The sequence below is a fragment of the Coprococcus hominis (ex Arizal et al. 2022) genome (genome assembly GCF_040094675.1).
Taxonomy (GTDB): Bacteria; Bacillota; Clostridia; order Lachnospirales; family Lachnospiraceae; genus Coprococcus_C; species Coprococcus_C hominis.
Genome location: NZ_JBBNHG010000038.1, coordinates 133,465 through 151,313 on the forward strand (window position 1 = coordinate 133,465; position 17,849 = coordinate 151,313).

Consider the following 17,849-nt stretch of genomic DNA (forward strand, 5'->3'; position numbering starts at 1 on the left):
CGCTCCAAAAACGCTAGAGAGGGGGGAGTCTGCTGCCATATCGCTTCTTCATACGCATTTGTAACTGTTTTCCTGTCGCTGTAAGCTCATGTGAATCCCGATCATGCATGCGATTGTGGCACTTCTGGCATAGCGTGATCAGGTTGCAGTTGTTGTACCGCTCATCCGGATACTGTTCGACCGGGTACACATGATGCACATGATCTCCTGATCTTCGTTTGCCATATCGCTTACACTCTTGGCACTGGTAAGCATCTCGTCGCAGGATCACTGCACGTTTCTTCTTCCATCGTTTGTTGTTATATATCATTGGATTTATCCTCTGATTTCTTCTGCAGGATGTCGATTGCTTTCGTAATCACTGCCGGAAGCTTCACGCCCATGAGCCCGGTATTCTCAACAATCGAGATTGTTTCGTTCGCAATAAAAGCAATCACAACTGCGTCGCGAATATAGTTAGTGCCGATTACCCAATCCAAACAATACGCTACGAGCACGAGCGCAAGTGTCATGCATTTCCGGCATAAGCCTTTCCATCCTGTCTTACTCTCTAATCCGCCTGATGCGGTTTTGGAACTGTTTTTGAATACTCCCGCAACGATTAAGCCGGATACATAATCAATCGCCATGAATATGATTAAAGTCTTGATACTTGCATCCCATCCTCCGAATACACTTGCTATCGCGGATCCAATCATGCCTACAACTGTGTAAATCGCCTGTTTCATCGTCTCTCCTTTCCTCCTTTCCAACGCAAAACAGCAGCTATATGGTTTCCATACAACTGCTGTTCTCCGTTTCTCTCAACTATCTCATGCTATCATAATATCATTTAATTTGTCCCCTGAGTACTCCACTTTCATTTTTTCTTAAAACTACCGAAGAATTCTCTCACTCTTACATATAGCTCAAAAAACAAGTATGAATACGTCTCTCTTAATGCAAGTCTATAAAGCATCTGATCTTCCAGCGTCAGGCTCTCTACAAATTCCTTTTCGTTAAAGTAATCAATATATTCCTCAATGATCTCATACTCCGTTTTCATATCTTCTCACTTCACTTTCTTAGATAACAGATAGTAGAACTTCCGCCGACTGCGATAGTATAATGCACGCGATGCTGGCATCCCACGCGCTTCAAGCACCGGATATGTGCACTCAGCATCTGTTACTCCTGCAAGGATATACTGTGCAAGTTCCTTGTTTGCTTCCACTGTCGTATCTTCAATCAGCTTGCATCGCTTGCTTAGTTCTGCTGCCTTGATCGCTGCGCTTGCCGTCGGGTTCGACAATCCACTTCCTGTTGCTCCAGTTTCATGTGATCGTAGTCCTCGCAGTTCTCGAATCTCTTTTATCCAGTCCGGATACTGCATACAGTAGTGGTACAATTCCAAGAATCTATGCTTCCCGATGTTGTAGCTGGCGACCGAGTTTCTTTGTCTCACCTTGCTCACGCTCCTTTATACTTTCTGTGTGTACTCCAGACATATCCAGCCTGCACCACTTTTCAGCTTTCCCCATTTCTGCCCGGATACTGTCTTTTCCGCCACAATCGTATATACGCCCTTGTCCCGGATTACTCCGGTTATTGCATTTGCTGTACCTGCATCCTTGCGTATGTTCAACGCCGATGCTGTGACCTTGACTCTATATGTATCTGCCTTTGTCTGCTCTGGTTGGACTGCTGCCTGCTCCGGCGCCTTTGTTTCTTCGGTTGCATTCTGTTCTGTCATTCCCAGCGTCGCAAGGATTCCGCGGGCATACGCCTCCCCAAATGCGCGGCACTTCTCTTCTGTATCTGCTTTTGCCGCATCTGCTTTATTATCTACAAATACACCCTCGCAGATAATCGCCGGACATTTCGTCTGTCGAATAAATCCAAAATAATCACTTCCGTAGGCGTTCTTTTTTGTCTTTAAGCCACGGCTTTTCTGCCCGATCTTCACAACTTCTTTCTCTATGTTCTGTGCAAGCACCTTTCCTTTGCCGCCATTCACACTGTGCCATACTTCGAAGCCTTCTCCGCCACCTGCATTGTTATGTATGTCGAGTGCGAGATCTGCGCCCCAGTAGTTGCACATTGTTGTTTTTTCATTGATTGAACTATCTATGTCTCCGTTCCTGCTAATCAATACTTCTACTCCATGCTCTTTCAAGTAATCGCGGCATCCCTTTGCCATCTGCAGATCAATATCTTTTTCTACCAGATACTTCACTGCTCCTGGATCGCTCCCACCATGTCCTACTCCAATATATACCTTTGCCATCTCTATATCCTCCGATCATATACTCTTGCATTTATATGCTGCTGTTCTTCTTTGTTCCACGCATTCAACAGGCGTCGCGCCGTCCGATACGCTATAATATAGCTTTCGCTCCTGCTGCCTCGACTGTCTTTGTAATATTCATTGAGAAACTCTAACAGTGCCTGCTCCCGTATCTTCTGTGTTTCTGTCTTTTGCTCAGCTTTCCAATCCAGCTTTGTACCACAGTTATCACAATAATGCACGCTGCTCCAGTGCATCTGATCAAGAATCTCTCCCTTGTTTCCCAGATACCACTTCCTTTCGCGGCAACACGGACATACTGCCAGCACTCTTGGATTGCCGTGTGCATCCTTGTATCTCTCATCAATCTCAATCAAAAGTTCTGCCATAGTATCCGGTTCCCCGGATTCTCACCCCCTTCCTTCTTTAGATTTATGATATATTTTCTTAGTGCCAAAATAAAAAAGGTACCAACCAATGAATACTGGTCAGTACCTTTCCTTTTCTAGTATTTACTTGTTTTTCTCGATGAATTCTCTCATCATCATGCTAAGCTGTCCGGCTTGACTTACTCCAGCCTTCTCACATGCATCTGCAAATGCCTCTACCAGCTCTCGCTTCAGCTTATATGATTTGCTTATCAAGCCAGCTTTTGCATTCCACTTGTCCTGCGGTCTAATCTTCTTTTCTTCCATCGTGCACCTCACAATATATATTTAATCCAATTGATGCCACACTCAATACAAGTGCTATTGCAATAGCCGCATCCAATCCTTTTCTGATTGCATAGTACACAAGAACCGCCGCCGAACAGGTGCTAATAATTGTTAATACTTTTCTTATAGACATATCTTCAAAAATGGCTTAGAATAAAATTAGGCGGTGGGTGGGATATTCCCACCGCCTGTGCCCTTACTTGAAGAAGGTTTCGTAGATCAAGCATACGATGGTTGCTATGCCTTGCAGGATGCCTGTTACGATTGCGACTTTTTCAAGTTTGGGCTTTTTCTTTTGTTTTTTCTTAGCCATTTCTTATTCACCTCCTTACAAGTATTATAATATCATACGGTGTACCGTATGTCAATACTTTTTATTAAAAAAGATGAAAAATTTCTGACCAGTATTCACTTTTCAATGTGCATCTTTATCTAGTATTTACTAGACTTTACAGGTAATTCTTCCCGAAGATCTCCCGGAAGCTCTTATCTGGATAGTGCTCTTCGAAAGCCTTCTGTGCCGCTTCGTGCAATATCTGCATATAGTCGCTGTTCTGGTGTACCGCATCCGGTCCCGTTCGGTGATGCTCCGGGCAAAGATAAACCTTCAGTCCATATTTTTCGGACAGTTTTCGGTTTGGTCCTCCAAAGCAATGATGCTCTTCAATCGTATAGCCCTGCTGCCTTGTTCCGAGCAGATCACACATGTAACAGCATCCGTCTTTGTTCTGCATGATAGATTTACTCATGATTCCCCTCCTTGCTTTACTATCTCGATTGCTCTATCCAGTCCTCTGTGGTACAAGTCATCATATTCTGTATCCAAGCAAGGACATATTTCATCCACATACTTGTCAAAATCCGCATATGAAAGCTCTTTTTCCTCTTCCAGTTGTTTCAAAACATTATCTACGTTGTATGCCGTAGGTTCTGCGTCAATAATTCTGCAGAACCGTTGGTATTCATCCGGGCTCAAAGTGTACTCACTTACTCGATCTTTCAAGCTCATATCGTCAATCAATCTACTCATCATAAACCACATCCTTACTTACTTTCTTGGCAACCTTGATGGTGTCCTTATTCGTCTTGCTAACCGTGACCGTAACTCCACGTCCGTTATTTACAGTTATCTTTGCTATGTTCCGCCGATCGACCAGCTCCACACACTGTTTCAGATATTCACACACCTTTTCGTCTGTCTCGTGAATTGCAAGCTCAATGTTGTCCTTTGCTCTTTCCTGCCGTTCTTTTGCCCGCTGCCATATCCGTGCACCATTGCAGTCACACATTGTAACTGCCTTTTCTTCCGACTCATCATCGTCAACCGGATCATCAAAAAATACAATATTCTTGCAATATCTGCATGTTCCTTTATTTGTCATCACTTTACCCCTTTCTTGCTCTTATCCATTATGTTTCTCCATAATCTTCAGCAGGCTCTCAATCTCGGTATTCATAACCGCTGCCGTCTGTTTTGCCATACTGTAGTCTTTCTGTTCAAAATACTTCGCCAGATCCTTCATATCATCTCGAAGCTCTTCCAGTGTCGCTTCATATTCTGAATTATCTGTATATCCCAAATACCCCGTTGAAGCTGGAGCATATGTTTCCTGTTCTTCGGTACCTTCTTTCTGATGTGCGCTTTCCTCCTGATCAGCTTCCGCTGCATTCTTCACTTCTTCTGCATCTCTTTCCAGCACCTCCGGATCATGATGCATCTCGACGATCGCAGGCTTTTCATACTGCTTCTTCGGTTCTTCTTTCTTCACCGGCTTTGCAACCGTGACTTTACTTTCCTTCCGCTTCGCAGGCTTCTTCTCTTCGTTTTTCACTTTCTTCCTCGGCTCTGGCTTCGGTTCTTCTTTCTTCTCTTCCGGATACGGATCATCATATGTCCTCGCCCAGACATCTTCGATCCCCTCATCCGGATATCTGCGCGCACAGATTGCAGATGCGGCGCTGCACAGGTCTTCCCAGCTTATCTGCCGATTTTCTCCGGTACGCATAGTGACGATCTTGATACTTGCCGAAATCGAGCATGTCATCATCAGTTTTCCAACGCCAGGGACTCGCACGATGATCACTCTCGTCTCGTCCGGCGCAATGATGTCCATCATTGCGTCGATATCATAATCCGGATAAATCACGCTCGATAATCGCCGGAAGTCGTCCGGTATATCATGCAGCCATGCTCTGACTACCTTCGTCAGCAACGTATCTTCTCTTTGTTCCTCTGGCTGTCCTGCTGCCTCAATCGCAATCTCGATATCTGTCACGCCCTGCTCTTCATCAAACTCCTTCTTGATCTCCCGGATTTCTGTCTTCGATAATTCTTCCGGAATCGTGTCTACTATCGCCTGCGGGAGTGTCAGCATCTCGGCAAGCTTTGCCATGCCGAACCCATGATATCTTTCAGCAAGGACGGGCGAATATCCGCCCTCACTGTAGCGCTTGTTGATATTGATATATCTTGATACGACGTCCTTTGACAGTCCGTACTCCGCTGCTGCAAACTCCGCAACATTTCTGTATCCGCTTGTTTCCAAGACATTCGATTCTTCCGCCCGTCGGAGCAGATAACCTATTTTTACAAATCCGTCTGCTGCCTTGTTCAGCTCTGTATCAAACTCCTGCTTGAATGCAAGATATTCCTGTGAATACTCTTCTGATCTTTCTGTTAATTCCAACATGTCTTCGCTCCTTTCACACTGCCTCCATAAAGTCTTTCATCAATCCCTGAAGCACTCTGGTATTGTTCTTCTCCTGCAATTCCCTTATATTTGCTTCTCGTAATACTTTTGACTGCTTCGCGCGTGCATGATCTTCCTCACTCATTCGTTTCCGTATCTCTTTCTGCCATTCTTTCAGGAAAGGTTTTACTGTTTCTAACTCCGGTTCTTCATCGAACATGCCACGATGCTGTCTGATTGTGCCTCCCGGTTCCACTTCGATCGTATAAAATGGTTTGTCCGGTTCTTCTACCTTCCGCAGGAAGCAAATGTATGTCTCATGCTGCGCCATCCGGTCAAAATACCGGTCTGTGGATCCGACGCAGTGATGCAGGCTCCGCCCTTCGCATACAATGTCATATATCCGCTCTGGTACCATGATGAAATATTCGGTGCCTCTGTACTCGAATTTCTTTTTTATTTCCTTCAGTACATCCTCTGCTTCCGGATACCGTTCTGAATACTCCTCTGAATCAATCTCTATTTCCCTTACCTTGATTTCCTCGACCGCTTCATCATGTCGCCGCTTCAGTTCCCGCGGCTTATAGATCATTTCATCTTCCAGTTTCTTTTTCAGCTTGTTACACATCCGTATATAATCGGCATATTGATCTACGATTACACGCGTACTCTTTCCTTTGTACTGCTCCTTTTTCTGCTTTTCGATGTAGTTCATTGCCTGCTCTGCCGACATATACGTCAACGGCTCTTTTAATGTACTCGGCGTAATATTTTCACGCTTCGCCCATGTAAGCAGCTTCTCAGATATTTTCTCGCCTTTTTCTTCACTGTACTGCATCCACTTAAGAATCAGCCCACCACCGTTACAATCCCGGATCCGGTTGATCTTTTGTCTGTCTGCAATTCCAAACACCTCTTCAATCGTCCGACCGGTCACATCCAGATAACCGATATACTCTAAGTCCCAATAACTTATCTGCATGCTTGTCTCTGTCAGCATCCGGTAGAATCTTCCACGGAACAACATCTCTGCTACCTGCATGTATTCTTTGTCTTTGACTGCTGCCATCATTGCATTCCAGTTGCACTGCTGTCCCGCTGCCGCCATCTGGGTGAATAACCGGCTCCACGACTCATAGCTTGTATCCTTGAAGGCTTCCATGATGCCGGCATCATACAGTGCTCCAACATATTCCCGCTTGTTCTGCGGATTTCCTTTGTTATCAAAGTAACTCCACTGCTTATAGTAGATGTCGCATTCTGCTTTTTTCTTTCGATTGAATTCAAGCGTATCAATTTGCTTGTTCAGGATTACCCGTATTTCTTCATCTATCCATATATTTTTGTGTTCACATACTCCCGGTTCGAAAGTGATTTCTGTTACAAAATGCCTGCATACGGATGTGTCTGTATCCATCGGCTGGATCAGGTAGAAATGTTCAACCATCTCAACTTTCCGTTTTCGTGACAAATACTTAATCTCCCGATTACACTCCGGACATGTAATGTTGTCGTTGTTCCGCGGCTTATTCTTCAATTCAAACGAACCGCCACATGCCGAGCATACCCATTTCTTTGTATCCCTGTCCTTGATACACCAGTTTTCCCCGCCGGTGAACTGCTTATCTATCCAGTCTCGCAGATCTGTAGGCACATCTGGCACACGATCCATCAATGCTGTAACTCTTGCAAATCTTCGTTCTTCCTTTGTCTGCCGCACTTTCCTGTCTCTTTCCTGCTCCAAATCATATATACGGTCAATCAAATTCGTTCGATAATATGTATATGGGTTTTGTGCATCATCCAATATTTCCTTCAATCGATCATGATCTTCGCTCGACATACTGCTGTCACCTTTTTTTCCGTAATATCCATCACCGCCATCCCAGCTCGCTTCGTATGCGGCAGGCACCTTCTCTGCATGCCATAACCCGGTATCCGCATGCCATGTTGCATACTCGCTATTCGTCGGGTTAAAGCAGTGCCGCCTCTGCAATACTTTATTCTTGAAAATATTCAATACTACAATTCCCTGTACAACCTGCAGGATTGTCCACCAGCCTTTTTTCTTCGTCTTCGGCGCCGGTGTTTTCTCTATCGCTTTCTCTCTCATACATCTTCCTCCACATGCAATTGTCTGTTCTTATCGATGTACAGCCATTTATCCGCATATTTACTTGTTACGACGAGCATTTTCATATTCTTGATTTCTTCGTCCTTTTCGACAATTAGTCCGACCACGCTTCCCTCTGTACCTCTGACACGCGGACTGCTGCCTCTGGCAATTGCTATATGCCCCGCTTCCGATACCTTTGCTTTGTCCGGCTGTATGGATACTCCTGTCATATTCGTGATCCAATTCTTTCTCCGTGGATACATGGCTATATATCGCATGATATAATAAGCAAATTTCCGTGCATCCAGCTCTTCCACAAGCGTAATTTCTGTTGTCGCGATACGTTCTCCTTCATCCTCGTCGATATCGCCTGCCGCCTCTACGCGGAAGAAACGACTTTTTTCCCAACTGTAGTATCGCAGGCAGTCCGGCGGATATTCGCAGCAATGGAATCCGGAATTTGCAGTCTTGCTTCTTTCAACCTTCTTTGTCTCTCCTGGTACAAAGTGACATGTCTCTTTCTTTCCATCACCCATTACGCTCTTCAGATCAGGTGTGAACCCTTTGAATGCCATCATCAGTCAACACCTCCCTCATAGTATGTATGCATCAACTGTTTCCGCTCCGTCCGCGTCGGGATCCCGATAGAAAACTCATGCGATCCGATCATGTTTTTAATTGTTGTAGTCTTAGCCACGATTTCCTTGTGCACCACCGCACGATTCGTATAACCTGTCTCGGCCGTTAATGCAATATATCCCGCAAGGCTCTTCCCTTTCCGTCGTACCGCTATGGCAAACTCCCTGTCTCTCATGATCTCCGCTTTCAGCTCATCCACCCAGTCTTTAAGTATTCCTTTAACATCCAAATGCTTTGCTTCCACATCCAGCTTCCCGATTGCGGCAAGCTCCGGTGTGGTCAATGTATCAATCAGCCCATCGATATAATCCTCCACGTCATCTTTATCCAATCCGTTTTCTGCAGCAAGTGCTTTGAGTGCGTCGACGTCGCCCTCCTGCAGTTCTGCTGCCGCAAGGCGGTTGATCTCTTCAGCACTGTCCAACTCTCCAAATTTATCCCACATCTTTCATGCCTCCATTCTTCATCTTCTCCTGCATCCAAGCCTTCCACTCGTGCGTGTCCTCGGATACAGTCCAACTATCATTTTTATTGAGTAAATACTCGACTTTTTCCCACATTTCTGCATTCTTGATTGCAACACCTCTCGCAGACTTCCAGCCGGTTTTCTTCCAGCCTCCAAGCCAGTCATTTTTCAACGTCCAGAATACATGCTCCGTGCGTGTGTGGATGTGCACAGTACATCCCTTCTGCATCCGTTCCAATGCTGCAATGAGCAGTGTCAGCGTAATAATATTCGTATTGCAGTGTTCAAAATGCATGACTTCATACACGATCACAGGCTCGCCTTTGTATAGCATCTGTTTTCCATCTTCGTATGCTTCCATCACATACATGCCGTCGGCTTTCGTGGCACGCGGTGCAATCGTCGAAGTCTCAATATATATCCTCACTTCCTGCATTTTCGTCTCTTCCTTTCGTTGCACCGGTGCAACTTCGGCCAATCGTCGCCCGGTGCTCGTATCACTCTCTTTGTCTGCTGTATCTTTACTTCCGTGTAATAGACATAGCTGTACCCTGTTACCTGATTTATGCCAATTCGAATTGATTTTTTATCTATGTAATACCCCGGACGGGCTACCGGTCCATCCGTGATGATCTTCTTCATTGTCCGCCGGACATATGCTTTCTTCTCCGGTTCCGGACGTACTAAGTTTCTGCTTGAAGAAAGACTGGATGCGCGCTTGATCTCTTCCGGGTCAAATATGCTTTCCTGTTCAAGCTCTTCCGGAAGCGGTTTGCACAGATATGATGCAAGTTGTCCGAATCCTTCCTCATCCCTGACCGGTTCACTATGATGTGACAATCCCGGCCAGTTCTTCGCTATTAGCAGCTCCGTGTTCCATATTCGGTTGCAGATCAGGTGGATGTGGATACCGCCCCGCTTGCCAATCTCTACGCGCCTGATCCACTTCCACCTCTCGCCGTGTGCAACATAATCTCTCCGCATGCGCTTATCAAACAGTGCCAAATCCTGCTTGACTGCATCCATGCTTTTTCGCGTACCTGCCGGATACTTCAATGTGATCCAGCAATCGCCGGGTAGGAAGTTCGCTTTCAACAAATGTCTATATTTGTTCTCTTTATTGATCTGATTCTGCCGCTTCACCTGTTCCGGTGTCGGTTTCTTCCTTTTCGCCCGGTGCTCGCCTTTTGCTCCTGTATGCCCTTTGAACCCATATCCATGCTCTATTGAATTTGGAAAATAAAATGTATGTTTTCTGTATGCCATCTAAAGTGTATCCTTGTCCCTAACTTTAATATGCTAATACTGTCTCAAAGCGAGCTTTTATCCCGCTTTTCTTGACGATATAAGCTTGGTGTGATACACTCAAATTGTTCAGATTCGAGGTATTACACCTGAGCCGGTTTTCAGCCGGCTCTTTTTCTTTTCAGTGCAGCTTCTCCGGTCGATTCCTGATAATAGGTGCCATCCTCTGCTACCCAGTACCGATACCGGTCGCCATTCGCGATCCTGCTGCCTATGTACAGGCATCCTGCCGGCGGTTCCAATCCAGCGAAGCTCTTTGCACTCATATATGCCTTATGCATGATCTCATCCATCTTCGTCACTTGTACGCCACCCTTCTTCTGTCTGATGCCTTGCTCTCCACGATGATGTGATCTGCACAGTCTGCTACGACATTCCAGTTTTCCCAGCGCAATCCGTTTTTTGCCATAATTTCTTTTTGCTTTCGCGTCGGCTTTGCCGGGCGCTTCAGTTTCTCGTCTTTCAGTCTCATCTTCTTCCTCCTTTTCGTTCGCAAGTGCTATTAGCTGCTGCCAGATTGTTCCAGCTACCATGATCCAGAAGCCGTATATCAGCCCCATCCACAGCAGCACTGCACCCTCGACCATTGCGATCGTCGCCAATTTGTATGTAGCCATAATCATATCGTTGCTCATTCTCTCGTCCTCTCTTTACTGATATTCAGCCTGCAGGCTACCCCAGCCGATCTGTCTCGCGATTGCTGTCGGATTGAACGCCGGCACTCTGTGTCCTGCCTTCAGATCCTTCCTGTATTTCAGAAAATCTACAAATGCAAGGTAATTGACGTATGTCACACCGCATCCATCCAATATCGTGTATGCACCATATCTTCCTTTCTGCACATACATGTCAATCTCTGCCAGCCGGTTCGATACCGTACGCGCTGACACATCCAACGCCTTCTGTATCTGCGCCTTCGTCACGTACGGCGATGCACTAATATACTTAATTGCTGTTATCTCCATGCTCCTCACTTCCTTTCTTTGATAAAATTCAGTTGGTGACAATTTGTCACCGGTTCAACTGGTTACATTCTGTTACCGATTCATATCCGGAAACATTTTTTGTAAATGATATTTCTTTAATTTCTGAATCGCTTTCACCTGTCTTTCTTCCTCTTGGATTCTTGTATCGATACATCGCATCGTATTGACAAGCTCATGCTGCGTATCTATATTCGTATGCAGGTCAATCTCATACTCATTAAAAATCTCTGGTACAATATTGAGTCCTGTCTGTGTTCTCCTAAGATATTCCGGCAAATTCATCTTGAAGATCATGTACACATATGCCGGTAAATACTTATTTGACACAACTTGAAAGACACAGTATTTTGATTCAACCTCTTTCTCTTCGTTCAGATACTCCATCTGGCCTTTTGTTGCCGATACCTGCACGCAGAAGCTTCCTTCCGGATATATCTTTGCTTTCTTTGCCCTTTCCCATATGCATATATCTTTGATTCTTACATGTTTGTATTTGGTCAGCTCCATAGCTTCAATACCTCCGCGATATCGCTCTGATAACCATCTCCAACAAGTTGTCGCATCATTCCCGCCAATTCCCGCTCTGTCTTCCTTATTTCCTCATCTGTTTCTTGCATCTGAGCTGTCAGCTTTCTTATATCCACCTGTTCTTCAGGCTCCGTAGTATCGATATAACGCGGTATATTCAAGTTATATTGATTTGCCTGAATCTCTTCGATTGACACCAATCTGGATATTTTTGCTTTTTCGATACGATTTTTGTAATTTTTTGCAATCTCGTGTACGGCTTCTCCGTCTAATTCATTGACCTTTGCCTTCTTTGTTGCATATTTCGTTGCATCCATTATGTACACACTCTCGGTATCTGCTTTTTTCAGACAGATCATCACAGTTGGTATGCTTGTATTCAGGAACATGTTGTCTGGAAGACCAATAATCCCATGAATATATCTTTTTTCAATCAATGATCTTCTGATTGCCAGTTCTTGGTTTCCGCGAAAAAGCACTCCATGCGGAAGTAGTACAAACGCTTCCCCGCCCTCCTTCAGCCTTGTCAATATATCGATTATGAACAGATAATCACCCTTGCTTTTTGGTGGTACTGCATATTTTCGAAACCTCCAGTCCCCAATGCCACTCCATGGCAATGAATAGGGCGGGTTTGATATGATTGTCTGGGTGCGTCCGATGTTTGGTTCCAGCTTTGCAATGTCACTGTATCGCGTTCCAGCTTCAAGCCGGTATGCTTCAAGCAACTCGCGTGTTGTTATATCTTCTTTTATTACCCATCCTGTTACGTTTCTAATGCTCATATTGAACAAAAGAAGTGGAAATACCGTTTCGCTTTTTTCAATGCAGATCACATTCTTTACACCATTTGCAATATAAGATATTGCAAGGCTTCCAGTTCCTGCGCATTCATCAAGTACCGCTGCCGGTGTCGTCGAAAGCTCATAAAATAAGTTACAAATACAATCCGGCGTATAGTCCTGTTTCATCTGCTTTCGCTGAGCTGCCTCTGCCTGAAACACATCTCTGATGAAATCTGTACGCAAATCAATATCCTCAATAATCTTATTGAAGTATTCTTCTCTTCTCTGCTTATCAAAAATGATATCTTTTAGGTATCTAATAAATTCGTACATCTCGGATATTCCAAGTATCTCCCGAATATCCATATCCCATCACGCTCCCTTCTTCAATCGTTCCCGTTTCGCAATCAAGCTGTCTTTCGCCCGATTAAGTGACCGAATCTCCTCATCTATCTCCTTTAGCTTCATTGCACGCGGGTACATATCCTTAAAGATCACCAGTCCAAAACTCTTATACAACTCCGCTACTTCTTCCTTACCGGATGTATTCCGAATTGCCGGATGCCACATGTATACGGTCTCGATCAGCTCGTACTCTTCATCCGTGACAGATCCGTGAATCAGGTCCTCGAATTCAGTCTTCATCATCTTTCTCATATCCTCCAATCTGAACTTCATCTCTGTGTCCCATCATTGCCCGGATATGCTTATTAGGCACATCCGCCATCACCGCATTCTCAAGCAGCTCCATCTTTGCTGCCTGAAGCACCATATTGTAATACTGCGGCTGTTTAATCGTAATTGGCGTTTCTGCTGTAAAAGCGTCAACTATTCCCATCTTCTACTCATCTCCCTTCTGCTTACCCTGCTTCCTTTTTGTAACGCTGACGCTCTTCCGCTTTGCCTGCTGCCTTGCCTTCCGCGTAGGCGGACATTGCCATGAACATCATGGACTGCTCCGCAGGATTCTTTACAGACATCACAGATTCTGCCATGTTTTCAATGTTTGTCTTTTTCTCGTCTCTTGTCACTCTGTTCACCTCCTTGTTATCTTTGATTACATTATAGGTATCATAGATTACTTTGTCAACACTTTTTTGTTATCTCTGATTACTTTTTCTATTGCAATTCATTCTTAAAGGTGGTATTCTAATGAAAACAAGGAGGTATTTGATATGGAACAAGGAGAAAGAATAAAACAAATACGTACTTCTCTTGGACTTACTCTCGAGAAATTCGGTGATCGATTAGGTGTTACAAAAGTAGCTATCTCAAATATAGAAAAAGGAAACAGAAATTTAACTGAACAAATGACAAAAGCAATTTGTCGTGAATTCAATGTTGATTACATGTGGCTGACTACTGGAGAAGGTGAAATGTTCGTCGCTACCGATGATGATTTTCAGGCACGTATTGATCAGATCATGTTTGGTCAGGATGAAAGTCGTAAAAACTTATTTAAGATGATGATAGATATGAGCGATGAAGATATTCATGCTTTGGAAAGAATCTTGAAAAACATATCTTCATTTTATGAAAACCAGAACAAAGAGGATTAAAAAGAGCTGGCTATTTGCCAGCTCCGATGTACAGATACCGAACAAAGTTATAAATCCGCTTCAGGATTTTATCGTCGTGTATCTTCCCCAACATATCGAGGATTGCTCTTTTGTAGTTCATAGAGTCCCCACCTCCTCTCTGGTATAGTAGCATATTTCGGGGTGATGCATGAAATAATTAGCGATATTTCCATAATTATGGAAATTATTTCCAGTCAGATTCAAACAGATCAGTTATATGGACCTCAAGAGCTGCCGCCAGCGATTCCAGTTGCATCAATGTCGGAGATACTTTTTCGTTTTCAATATTGTTGATCGTAGACTTTCCGATGCCAGACCGCTTTGCCAGTTCTACTAATGTGATCCGTTTTGCTGTTCTTATCTGCCAAACTAATATTTTCATTTAATATATGCTCCATGATTAGATTGTTTTTTATTTTTTGAAATAAAATACGGTTATATATATGGTAAAACGATATTTAACAAAATATACGAGCTAAAATACGAGAAATTAAAAAATTTTAATATACAAAGGGGATACCTATATGGCAGTATGTAAAAGATGTGGTAAAAAAGGACTATTTCTTCATGTAAATGCAGATGGATTGTGCAAGAAGTGTATTGGTCAACAGGAAGCTTTACTTGCTGGAAAGAAGAAAGCTGTATTAGCTCAGGGAACGGATTATATTAAACTTATAGTTTCACTATATAATTCTGCGCATAATTACCACGAGTCCGACGATTTTGATCATGCTATGGAACAATGCACACAAATCCGAGAGACAATCAAAAAGCTTTCCGAACTCGACTACTTAAAAAATATTATGGATCTGAATATCAAATATGATTCAACCTTTGATCGTGGTCATGATTTCGGCAAGATTCCCGGATTAAATGAGATTATTCATAAAGACGATCCTACATACCCGAACAACATAATAGAAAAACTTTATAAACTTATTGATAATTGCGAGAAATATATTATAAATACACATGAAATCGCCTTGAAAAAAGCTGCATTTTTACCAACACTTGAATGTATTGAGTTATACCCTATCGAGTTATCAAGTGAAAAAATAAAGAAAAATACATTAAGCAATATTGAAGATATTACATTCTCTTCTATAACAAAAAAATCCAACTATGAGCGGCTAGGTTTTTTCACCGTTGTTGATGTGGAAACAACCGGACTTACTGCAAGTAGAGATGAAATTATTGAGGTTGCCGCTATACGCTTTGAAGAATGGATTCCAATTTGTAAATTTGAGACTTTTATAAAACCAAAAAAAGAAATATCTCCAGAGATTACCGATATCAATGGTATAACAAACGATATGGTTGCAAATGCTCCAAGTATTCAAGCTGTGATACCTGCACTTTCTGATTTTATTGGAAAATCCGCGATTGTCGGACATAATTTATTGTTTGATATAAAATTCTTATACAAAAACGGATTGGATTTCTTTGAAGTCAAGCGGAAATATTATGATACCTTGGAACTTGCAAGAAAAATTCTTACAAAAGCAAAATCATCGAATGATATCTATGGAGATGTAAGTGATCATAAACTTACTACTCTTTGTGATTATTATTCAATTAGAGATAATCATTATGCACATAGAGCTGCATCCGATTGTCTCGCTACTGGATATTTATTCAATATCTTTGTAAAAGAACGAATTGGCATCGATGAATAATACTGTTGCACCGGTGCAACTTTTACAACTTGGGTACAGATTGTACCCTGCTTCATAACTTCATAACAAAAAGAATCCCCCGTGTTGGCGCACGAGGGACTCAGATACACCATCTAAGGGGATGGCATACATAAAACATACAAACATATTATACCATCCCCTTCTTTAATTTACAATTAAAAGGAGGGATTTTTTATGTGGTGTGAACCTAGAAAAAATGGAGTAGTTTATCGTGAACGATACAAAGATCCTCTGACTGAGAAAACTAAGGTCGTGACTGTCTTTAAGCAAAAAGATACTCCCCAAAACAAGAAAAAAGCGCAGCGAGAGCTTACTGCAAAAATTGAAGCTACGATTGAAAACCTTCAATGCACCGACAACACGGTAACTCTTTCTAAACTTCAAAAGGAATATCTGAAAGCCCAAAGAATCATTTATAAAGACAGCACAGTTGATCGGAATGAAAGTGTCACTTCGTCTGTCATAGAAATACTGAATCAGGATGCAATTGTCAACAATCTGACAGCACAATATGTAAAGTCCAAATTGCTTGATTCCGGAAAAGAACTTACGACATTGAACTCATACATAACACGCTTCAAAGCAATGTTGAATTGGGGATATGAGAATGACTATCATGATAATATGCGGTTACTTACGAAGCTCAAACAATTTAATGATACGTCAGATGACAGCGAAATCAAAACAAAATACTTGGAACCTGAAGAAGCAAAAAAACTTCTTAACTATATCCAGAATGACGAAAATTGGCGCTGGTACTACACAACATCAATTCTGTTGCTATCCGGTCTGCGCTTCGGCGAATTATCAGCACTAGAAATATCCGACATTGACTTGGATCAGTTAACAATTCGAATTTCCAAAACATACGATTCAAAGCACGACATTGTAACTACACCAAAGACTGACAATTCCAAACGTGTAATACATATCCAGCCGACACTCTTAGTAGAACTAAAAAAATGTATGCTATGGAGAAAAGAATTGATGCTTGCAAACAATTTCAGGTCAAATATTTTGATTCCAAACAACAAAGGTGATCATATGCAAATAGCTGGCTATGAAAAATACCTTCGTATCATATCTGAGAAGCTTCTTGCCCGACGTGTAACACCTCATATGTTACGTCACACGCACGCATCGCTTCTCGCTGCAAACGGCATGACTCCGGATGAGATTGCCCGCCGATTAGGACACAGCAAATCTACAATCACAAGCAAGATCTATATTCATGTTACACAAAAAGTTATCGAAAATGATAACCGGAAGCTAGATCAAATAAAACTCTTCTCATAATTTTTGCCCACTATCTGCCCACCTAGGCGATTTTTCAACCATTAAAAAACGGCGGAAACCCTTGATTCTACGTGGTTTCCGCCAAATAAAAAAGATGCCCAGAGCCGGAATCGAACCAGCGACACGAGGATTTTCAGTCCTCTGCTCTACCAACTGAGCTATCTGGGCATGTATCTTATGTAATTAGTAGCGGGGACAGGATTTGAACCTATGACCTTCGGGTTATGAGCCCGACGAGCTTCCAGACTGCTCCACCCCGCGATATTAAATTATTCCTAAATAGGAAAAGTGGGCGGAGGTGGATTCGAACCACCGAAGCATAAAGCAGCAGATTTACAGTCTGTCCCCTTTGGCCACTCGGGAATCCGCCCAAATTTTTAAACTGATAAGCCGATGATCGGACTCGAACCGATAACCTGCTGATTACAAATCAGCTGCTCTGCCAATTGAGCCACATCGGCATATACGATGCTGTCATCAATCAGTTTAAGTGGGACCTATAGGGCTCGAACCTATGACCCTCTGCTTGTAAGGCAGATGCTCTCCCAGCTGAGCTAAGATCCCATATATTTAATTATGTAGCTTTCGCTACAAGCGACCCGGATGGGGTTCGAACCCACGACCTCCGCCGTGACAGGGCGGCGCTCTAACCAGCTGAGCCACCGGGCCATCCACCATTGTTTACACAATGATAAAAGGTAACATGTACCTTCAGAACTTCATACAAAGATCTTATATCTAACCTCTTAACAAATCATCTTTCCGTTCTCAAAACCTCT

At 43.1% G+C, this 17,849-nt stretch carries 27 protein-coding genes and 6 tRNA genes; 3 read left to right on the top strand and 30 right to left on the bottom strand.

Annotated elements, in window-relative coordinates:
* Nucleotides 1-13: 13 nt before the first annotated feature.
* The 23 genes from AAAT93_RS11950 to AAAT93_RS12060 all read right to left on the bottom strand — a co-directional run bounded on the left by AAAT93_RS11950 (nt 14) and on the right by AAAT93_RS12060 (nt 13,528).
* A complete protein-coding gene (locus tag AAAT93_RS11950) occupies nt 14-310 on the bottom strand; it encodes an HNH endonuclease (RefSeq protein WP_227573461.1) in 297 nt (98 codons plus the stop codon).
* Complete coding sequence (locus tag AAAT93_RS11955; RefSeq protein ID WP_227573462.1) at nt 300-728, bottom strand: phage holin family protein; 429 nt, start codon at nt 726-728, stop codon at nt 300-302. Before AAAT93_RS11955 ends, AAAT93_RS11950 begins: the two co-directional genes overlap by 11 nt.
* Before the next feature lie 131 nt (nt 729-859).
* Nucleotides 860-1,045 carry a hypothetical protein gene (locus AAAT93_RS11960; RefSeq protein ID WP_227573463.1) on the bottom strand — a complete coding sequence of 62 codons (186 nt, stop codon included), beginning with the start codon at nt 1,043-1,045 and terminating at the stop codon, nt 860-862.
* A 6-nt stretch (nt 1,046-1,051) separates the two neighbouring features.
* Nucleotides 1,052-1,444 carry a hypothetical protein gene (locus AAAT93_RS11965; protein ID WP_227573464.1) on the bottom strand — a complete coding sequence of 131 codons (393 nt, stop codon included), beginning with the start codon at nt 1,442-1,444 and terminating at the stop codon, nt 1,052-1,054.
* Nucleotides 1,445-1,459: 15 nt separating this feature from the next.
* Nucleotides 1,460-2,266, bottom strand: a complete 807-nt coding sequence (locus AAAT93_RS11970) for an N-acetylmuramoyl-L-alanine amidase (protein WP_227573465.1) — start codon at nt 2,264-2,266, stop codon at nt 1,460-1,462.
* Between the two features lie 2 nt (nt 2,267-2,268).
* The gene (locus AAAT93_RS11975; RefSeq protein WP_227573466.1) at nt 2,269-2,655 is read right to left on the bottom strand and encodes a hypothetical protein; all 387 of its coding nucleotides are present in this window, start codon (nt 2,653-2,655) and stop codon (nt 2,269-2,271) included.
* 123 nt (nt 2,656-2,778) lie between these two features.
* Nucleotides 2,779-2,961 carry a hypothetical protein gene (locus AAAT93_RS11980; RefSeq protein WP_227573467.1) on the bottom strand — a complete coding sequence of 61 codons (183 nt, stop codon included), beginning with the start codon at nt 2,959-2,961 and terminating at the stop codon, nt 2,779-2,781.
* 470 nt (nt 2,962-3,431) lie between these two features.
* The gene (locus tag AAAT93_RS11985) at nt 3,432-3,731 is read right to left on the bottom strand and encodes a hypothetical protein (protein WP_227573468.1); all 300 of its coding nucleotides are present in this window, start codon (nt 3,729-3,731) and stop codon (nt 3,432-3,434) included.
* Nucleotides 3,728-4,012: a hypothetical protein gene (locus tag AAAT93_RS11990; protein WP_227573469.1), complete on the bottom strand. Its 285-nt coding sequence runs from the start codon at nt 4,010-4,012 to the stop codon at nt 3,728-3,730. Before AAAT93_RS11990 ends, AAAT93_RS11985 begins: the two co-directional genes overlap by 4 nt.
* Nucleotides 4,005-4,364, bottom strand: a complete 360-nt coding sequence (locus AAAT93_RS11995) for a hypothetical protein (RefSeq protein ID WP_227573470.1) — start codon at nt 4,362-4,364, stop codon at nt 4,005-4,007. The genes AAAT93_RS11990 and AAAT93_RS11995 overlap by 8 nt, the downstream gene beginning before the upstream one ends.
* Before the next feature lie 21 nt (nt 4,365-4,385).
* Nucleotides 4,386-5,672 carry a hypothetical protein gene (locus AAAT93_RS12000; RefSeq protein WP_227573471.1) on the bottom strand — a complete coding sequence of 429 codons (1,287 nt, stop codon included), beginning with the start codon at nt 5,670-5,672 and terminating at the stop codon, nt 4,386-4,388.
* A 13-nt stretch (nt 5,673-5,685) separates the two neighbouring features.
* Complete coding sequence (locus tag AAAT93_RS12005) at nt 5,686-7,785, bottom strand: PcfJ domain-containing protein (protein WP_227573472.1); 2,100 nt, start codon at nt 7,783-7,785, stop codon at nt 5,686-5,688.
* Complete coding sequence (locus AAAT93_RS12010) at nt 7,782-8,366, bottom strand: DUF7666 domain-containing protein (protein WP_227573473.1); 585 nt, start codon at nt 8,364-8,366, stop codon at nt 7,782-7,784. The genes AAAT93_RS12005 and AAAT93_RS12010 overlap by 4 nt, the downstream gene beginning before the upstream one ends.
* Nucleotides 8,366-8,872, bottom strand: a complete 507-nt coding sequence (locus AAAT93_RS12015; RefSeq protein ID WP_227573474.1) for a hypothetical protein — start codon at nt 8,870-8,872, stop codon at nt 8,366-8,368. Before AAAT93_RS12015 ends, AAAT93_RS12010 begins: the two co-directional genes overlap by 1 nt.
* Nucleotides 8,862-9,329, bottom strand: a complete 468-nt coding sequence (locus AAAT93_RS12020) for an RNase H family protein (protein ID WP_227573475.1) — start codon at nt 9,327-9,329, stop codon at nt 8,862-8,864. Before AAAT93_RS12020 ends, AAAT93_RS12015 begins: the two co-directional genes overlap by 11 nt.
* Nucleotides 9,317-10,159 carry a rolling circle replication-associated protein gene (locus AAAT93_RS12025; protein ID WP_227573476.1) on the bottom strand — a complete coding sequence of 281 codons (843 nt, stop codon included), beginning with the start codon at nt 10,157-10,159 and terminating at the stop codon, nt 9,317-9,319. Before AAAT93_RS12025 ends, AAAT93_RS12020 begins: the two co-directional genes overlap by 13 nt.
* A 140-nt stretch (nt 10,160-10,299) precedes the next feature.
* Entirely contained in the window at nt 10,300-10,833 is a 534-nt protein-coding gene (locus tag AAAT93_RS12030) for a hypothetical protein (RefSeq protein ID WP_227573477.1), read from the bottom strand.
* 15 nt (nt 10,834-10,848) lie between these two features.
* Nucleotides 10,849-11,163: a hypothetical protein gene (locus AAAT93_RS12035; RefSeq protein WP_227573478.1), complete on the bottom strand. Its 315-nt coding sequence runs from the start codon at nt 11,161-11,163 to the stop codon at nt 10,849-10,851.
* A 72-nt stretch (nt 11,164-11,235) separates the two neighbouring features.
* Nucleotides 11,236-11,691 (bottom strand): hypothetical protein, encoded by a 456-nt coding sequence (locus AAAT93_RS12040; RefSeq protein ID WP_227573479.1) that lies wholly within the window; start codon nt 11,689-11,691, stop codon nt 11,236-11,238.
* Nucleotides 11,682-12,863 carry an N-6 DNA methylase gene (locus AAAT93_RS12045; RefSeq protein WP_227573480.1) on the bottom strand — a complete coding sequence of 394 codons (1,182 nt, stop codon included), beginning with the start codon at nt 12,861-12,863 and terminating at the stop codon, nt 11,682-11,684. The genes AAAT93_RS12040 and AAAT93_RS12045 overlap by 10 nt, the downstream gene beginning before the upstream one ends.
* A gap of 6 nt (nt 12,864-12,869) precedes the next feature.
* Entirely contained in the window at nt 12,870-13,145 is a 276-nt protein-coding gene (locus AAAT93_RS12050; RefSeq protein ID WP_227573481.1) for a hypothetical protein, read from the bottom strand.
* Nucleotides 13,132-13,335 (bottom strand): hypothetical protein, encoded by a 204-nt coding sequence (locus AAAT93_RS12055; protein ID WP_227573482.1) that lies wholly within the window; start codon nt 13,333-13,335, stop codon nt 13,132-13,134. The genes AAAT93_RS12050 and AAAT93_RS12055 overlap by 14 nt, the downstream gene beginning before the upstream one ends.
* 22 nt (nt 13,336-13,357) lie before the next feature.
* On the bottom strand, nt 13,358-13,528 hold the full coding sequence (locus AAAT93_RS12060; RefSeq protein WP_195541287.1) for a hypothetical protein: 171 nt from the start codon (nt 13,526-13,528) through the stop codon (nt 13,358-13,360).
* 144 nt (nt 13,529-13,672) lie between these two features.
* Between AAAT93_RS12060 and AAAT93_RS12065 the strand changes: the two genes are divergently transcribed.
* Nucleotides 13,673-14,056 (top strand): helix-turn-helix domain-containing protein, encoded by a 384-nt coding sequence (locus tag AAAT93_RS12065; protein ID WP_195541288.1) that lies wholly within the window; start codon nt 13,673-13,675, stop codon nt 14,054-14,056.
* Between the two features lie 205 nt (nt 14,057-14,261).
* Here AAAT93_RS12065 and AAAT93_RS12070 read toward each other — a convergent pair whose 3' ends face one another.
* Nucleotides 14,262-14,459, bottom strand: coding sequence for a helix-turn-helix domain-containing protein (locus AAAT93_RS12070; RefSeq protein WP_195541289.1), 198 nt, complete (start codon nt 14,457-14,459; stop codon nt 14,262-14,264).
* Nucleotides 14,460-14,601: 142 nt separating this feature from the next.
* Here AAAT93_RS12070 and AAAT93_RS12075 point away from each other — a divergent pair, with 142 nt between their 5' ends.
* The gene (locus tag AAAT93_RS12075) at nt 14,602-15,753 is read left to right on the top strand and encodes a 3'-5' exonuclease (protein ID WP_195541290.1); all 1,152 of its coding nucleotides are present in this window, start codon (nt 14,602-14,604) and stop codon (nt 15,751-15,753) included.
* Nucleotides 15,754-15,948: 195 nt separating this feature from the next.
* Entirely contained in the window at nt 15,949-17,070 is a 1,122-nt protein-coding gene (locus AAAT93_RS12080; protein WP_195541291.1) for a tyrosine-type recombinase/integrase, read from the top strand.
* Nucleotides 17,071-17,165: 95 nt separating this feature from the next.
* Here the strand turns inward: AAAT93_RS12080 and AAAT93_RS12085 are convergent.
* The 6 genes from AAAT93_RS12085 to AAAT93_RS12110 form a co-directional block, all read right to left on the bottom strand.
* Nucleotides 17,166-17,238, bottom strand: a tRNA-Phe gene (locus tag AAAT93_RS12085).
* A 19-nt stretch (nt 17,239-17,257) separates the two neighbouring features.
* Nucleotides 17,258-17,331 (bottom strand) — tRNA-Met (locus tag AAAT93_RS12090).
* A 28-nt stretch (nt 17,332-17,359) separates the two neighbouring features.
* Nucleotides 17,360-17,441: transfer RNA gene (locus AAAT93_RS12095), tRNA-Tyr, on the bottom strand.
* Between the two features lie 17 nt (nt 17,442-17,458).
* Nucleotides 17,459-17,531 (bottom strand) — tRNA-Thr (locus AAAT93_RS12100).
* A 30-nt stretch (nt 17,532-17,561) separates the two neighbouring features.
* Nucleotides 17,562-17,634: transfer RNA gene (locus tag AAAT93_RS12105), tRNA-Val, on the bottom strand.
* Between the two features lie 31 nt (nt 17,635-17,665).
* Nucleotides 17,666-17,739, bottom strand: a tRNA-Asp gene (locus AAAT93_RS12110).
* Between the last annotated feature and the right edge of the window lie 110 nt (nt 17,740-17,849).

Excerpts from the sequence above, each read along its gene's own strand:
- AAAT93_RS12070 (WP_195541289.1), bottom strand. The coding sequence starts at position 14,459 with ATGAAAATATTAGTTTGGCAGATAAGAACAGCAAAACGGATCACATTA.
- AAAT93_RS12065 (WP_195541288.1), top strand. The coding sequence starts at position 13,673 with ATGGAACAAGGAGAAAGAATAAAACAAATACGTACTTCTCTTGGACTT.
- AAAT93_RS12015 (WP_227573474.1), bottom strand. The coding sequence starts at position 8,872 with ATGTGGGATAAATTTGGAGAGTTGGACAGTGCTGAAGAGATCAACCGC.
- AAAT93_RS12075 (WP_195541290.1), top strand. The coding sequence starts at position 14,602 with ATGGCAGTATGTAAAAGATGTGGTAAAAAAGGACTATTTCTTCATGTA.
- AAAT93_RS11995 (WP_227573470.1), bottom strand. The coding sequence starts at position 4,364 with ATGACAAATAAAGGAACATGCAGATATTGCAAGAATATTGTATTTTTT.
- AAAT93_RS12035 (WP_227573478.1), bottom strand. The coding sequence starts at position 11,163 with ATGGAGATAACAGCAATTAAGTATATTAGTGCATCGCCGTACGTGACG.
- AAAT93_RS12025 (WP_227573476.1), bottom strand. The coding sequence starts at position 10,159 with ATGGCATACAGAAAACATACATTTTATTTTCCAAATTCAATAGAGCAT.
- AAAT93_RS12080 (WP_195541291.1), top strand. The coding sequence starts at position 15,949 with ATGTGGTGTGAACCTAGAAAAAATGGAGTAGTTTATCGTGAACGATAC.
- AAAT93_RS12020 (WP_227573475.1), bottom strand. The coding sequence starts at position 9,329 with ATGCAGGAAGTGAGGATATATATTGAGACTTCGACGATTGCACCGCGT.
- AAAT93_RS11990 (WP_227573469.1), bottom strand. The coding sequence starts at position 4,012 with ATGAGTAGATTGATTGACGATATGAGCTTGAAAGATCGAGTAAGTGAG.
- AAAT93_RS12030 (WP_227573477.1), bottom strand. The coding sequence starts at position 10,833 with ATGAGCAACGATATGATTATGGCTACATACAAATTGGCGACGATCGCA.
- AAAT93_RS12005 (WP_227573472.1), bottom strand. The coding sequence starts at position 7,785 with ATGAGAGAGAAAGCGATAGAGAAAACACCGGCGCCGAAGACGAAGAAA.
- AAAT93_RS11955 (WP_227573462.1), bottom strand. The coding sequence starts at position 728 with ATGAAACAGGCGATTTACACAGTTGTAGGCATGATTGGATCCGCGATA.
- AAAT93_RS12050 (WP_227573481.1), bottom strand. The coding sequence starts at position 13,145 with ATGATGAAGACTGAATTCGAGGACCTGATTCACGGATCTGTCACGGAT.
- AAAT93_RS11960 (WP_227573463.1), bottom strand. The coding sequence starts at position 1,045 with ATGAAAACGGAGTATGAGATCATTGAGGAATATATTGATTACTTTAAC.
- AAAT93_RS11975 (WP_227573466.1), bottom strand. The coding sequence starts at position 2,655 with ATGGCAGAACTTTTGATTGAGATTGATGAGAGATACAAGGATGCACAC.
- AAAT93_RS12010 (WP_227573473.1), bottom strand. The coding sequence starts at position 8,366 with ATGATGGCATTCAAAGGGTTCACACCTGATCTGAAGAGCGTAATGGGT.
- AAAT93_RS12055 (WP_227573482.1), bottom strand. The coding sequence starts at position 13,335 with ATGGGAATAGTTGACGCTTTTACAGCAGAAACGCCAATTACGATTAAA.
- AAAT93_RS12045 (WP_227573480.1), bottom strand. The coding sequence starts at position 12,863 with ATGGATATTCGGGAGATACTTGGAATATCCGAGATGTACGAATTTATT.
- AAAT93_RS12040 (WP_227573479.1), bottom strand. The coding sequence starts at position 11,691 with ATGGAGCTGACCAAATACAAACATGTAAGAATCAAAGATATATGCATA.
- AAAT93_RS11985 (WP_227573468.1), bottom strand. The coding sequence starts at position 3,731 with ATGAGTAAATCTATCATGCAGAACAAAGACGGATGCTGTTACATGTGT.
- AAAT93_RS12000 (WP_227573471.1), bottom strand. The coding sequence starts at position 5,672 with ATGTTGGAATTAACAGAAAGATCAGAAGAGTATTCACAGGAATATCTT.
- AAAT93_RS11950 (WP_227573461.1), bottom strand. The coding sequence starts at position 310 with ATGATATATAACAACAAACGATGGAAGAAGAAACGTGCAGTGATCCTG.
- AAAT93_RS11970 (WP_227573465.1), bottom strand. The coding sequence starts at position 2,266 with ATGGCAAAGGTATATATTGGAGTAGGACATGGTGGGAGCGATCCAGGA.
- AAAT93_RS11980 (WP_227573467.1), bottom strand. The coding sequence starts at position 2,961 with ATGGAAGAAAAGAAGATTAGACCGCAGGACAAGTGGAATGCAAAAGCT.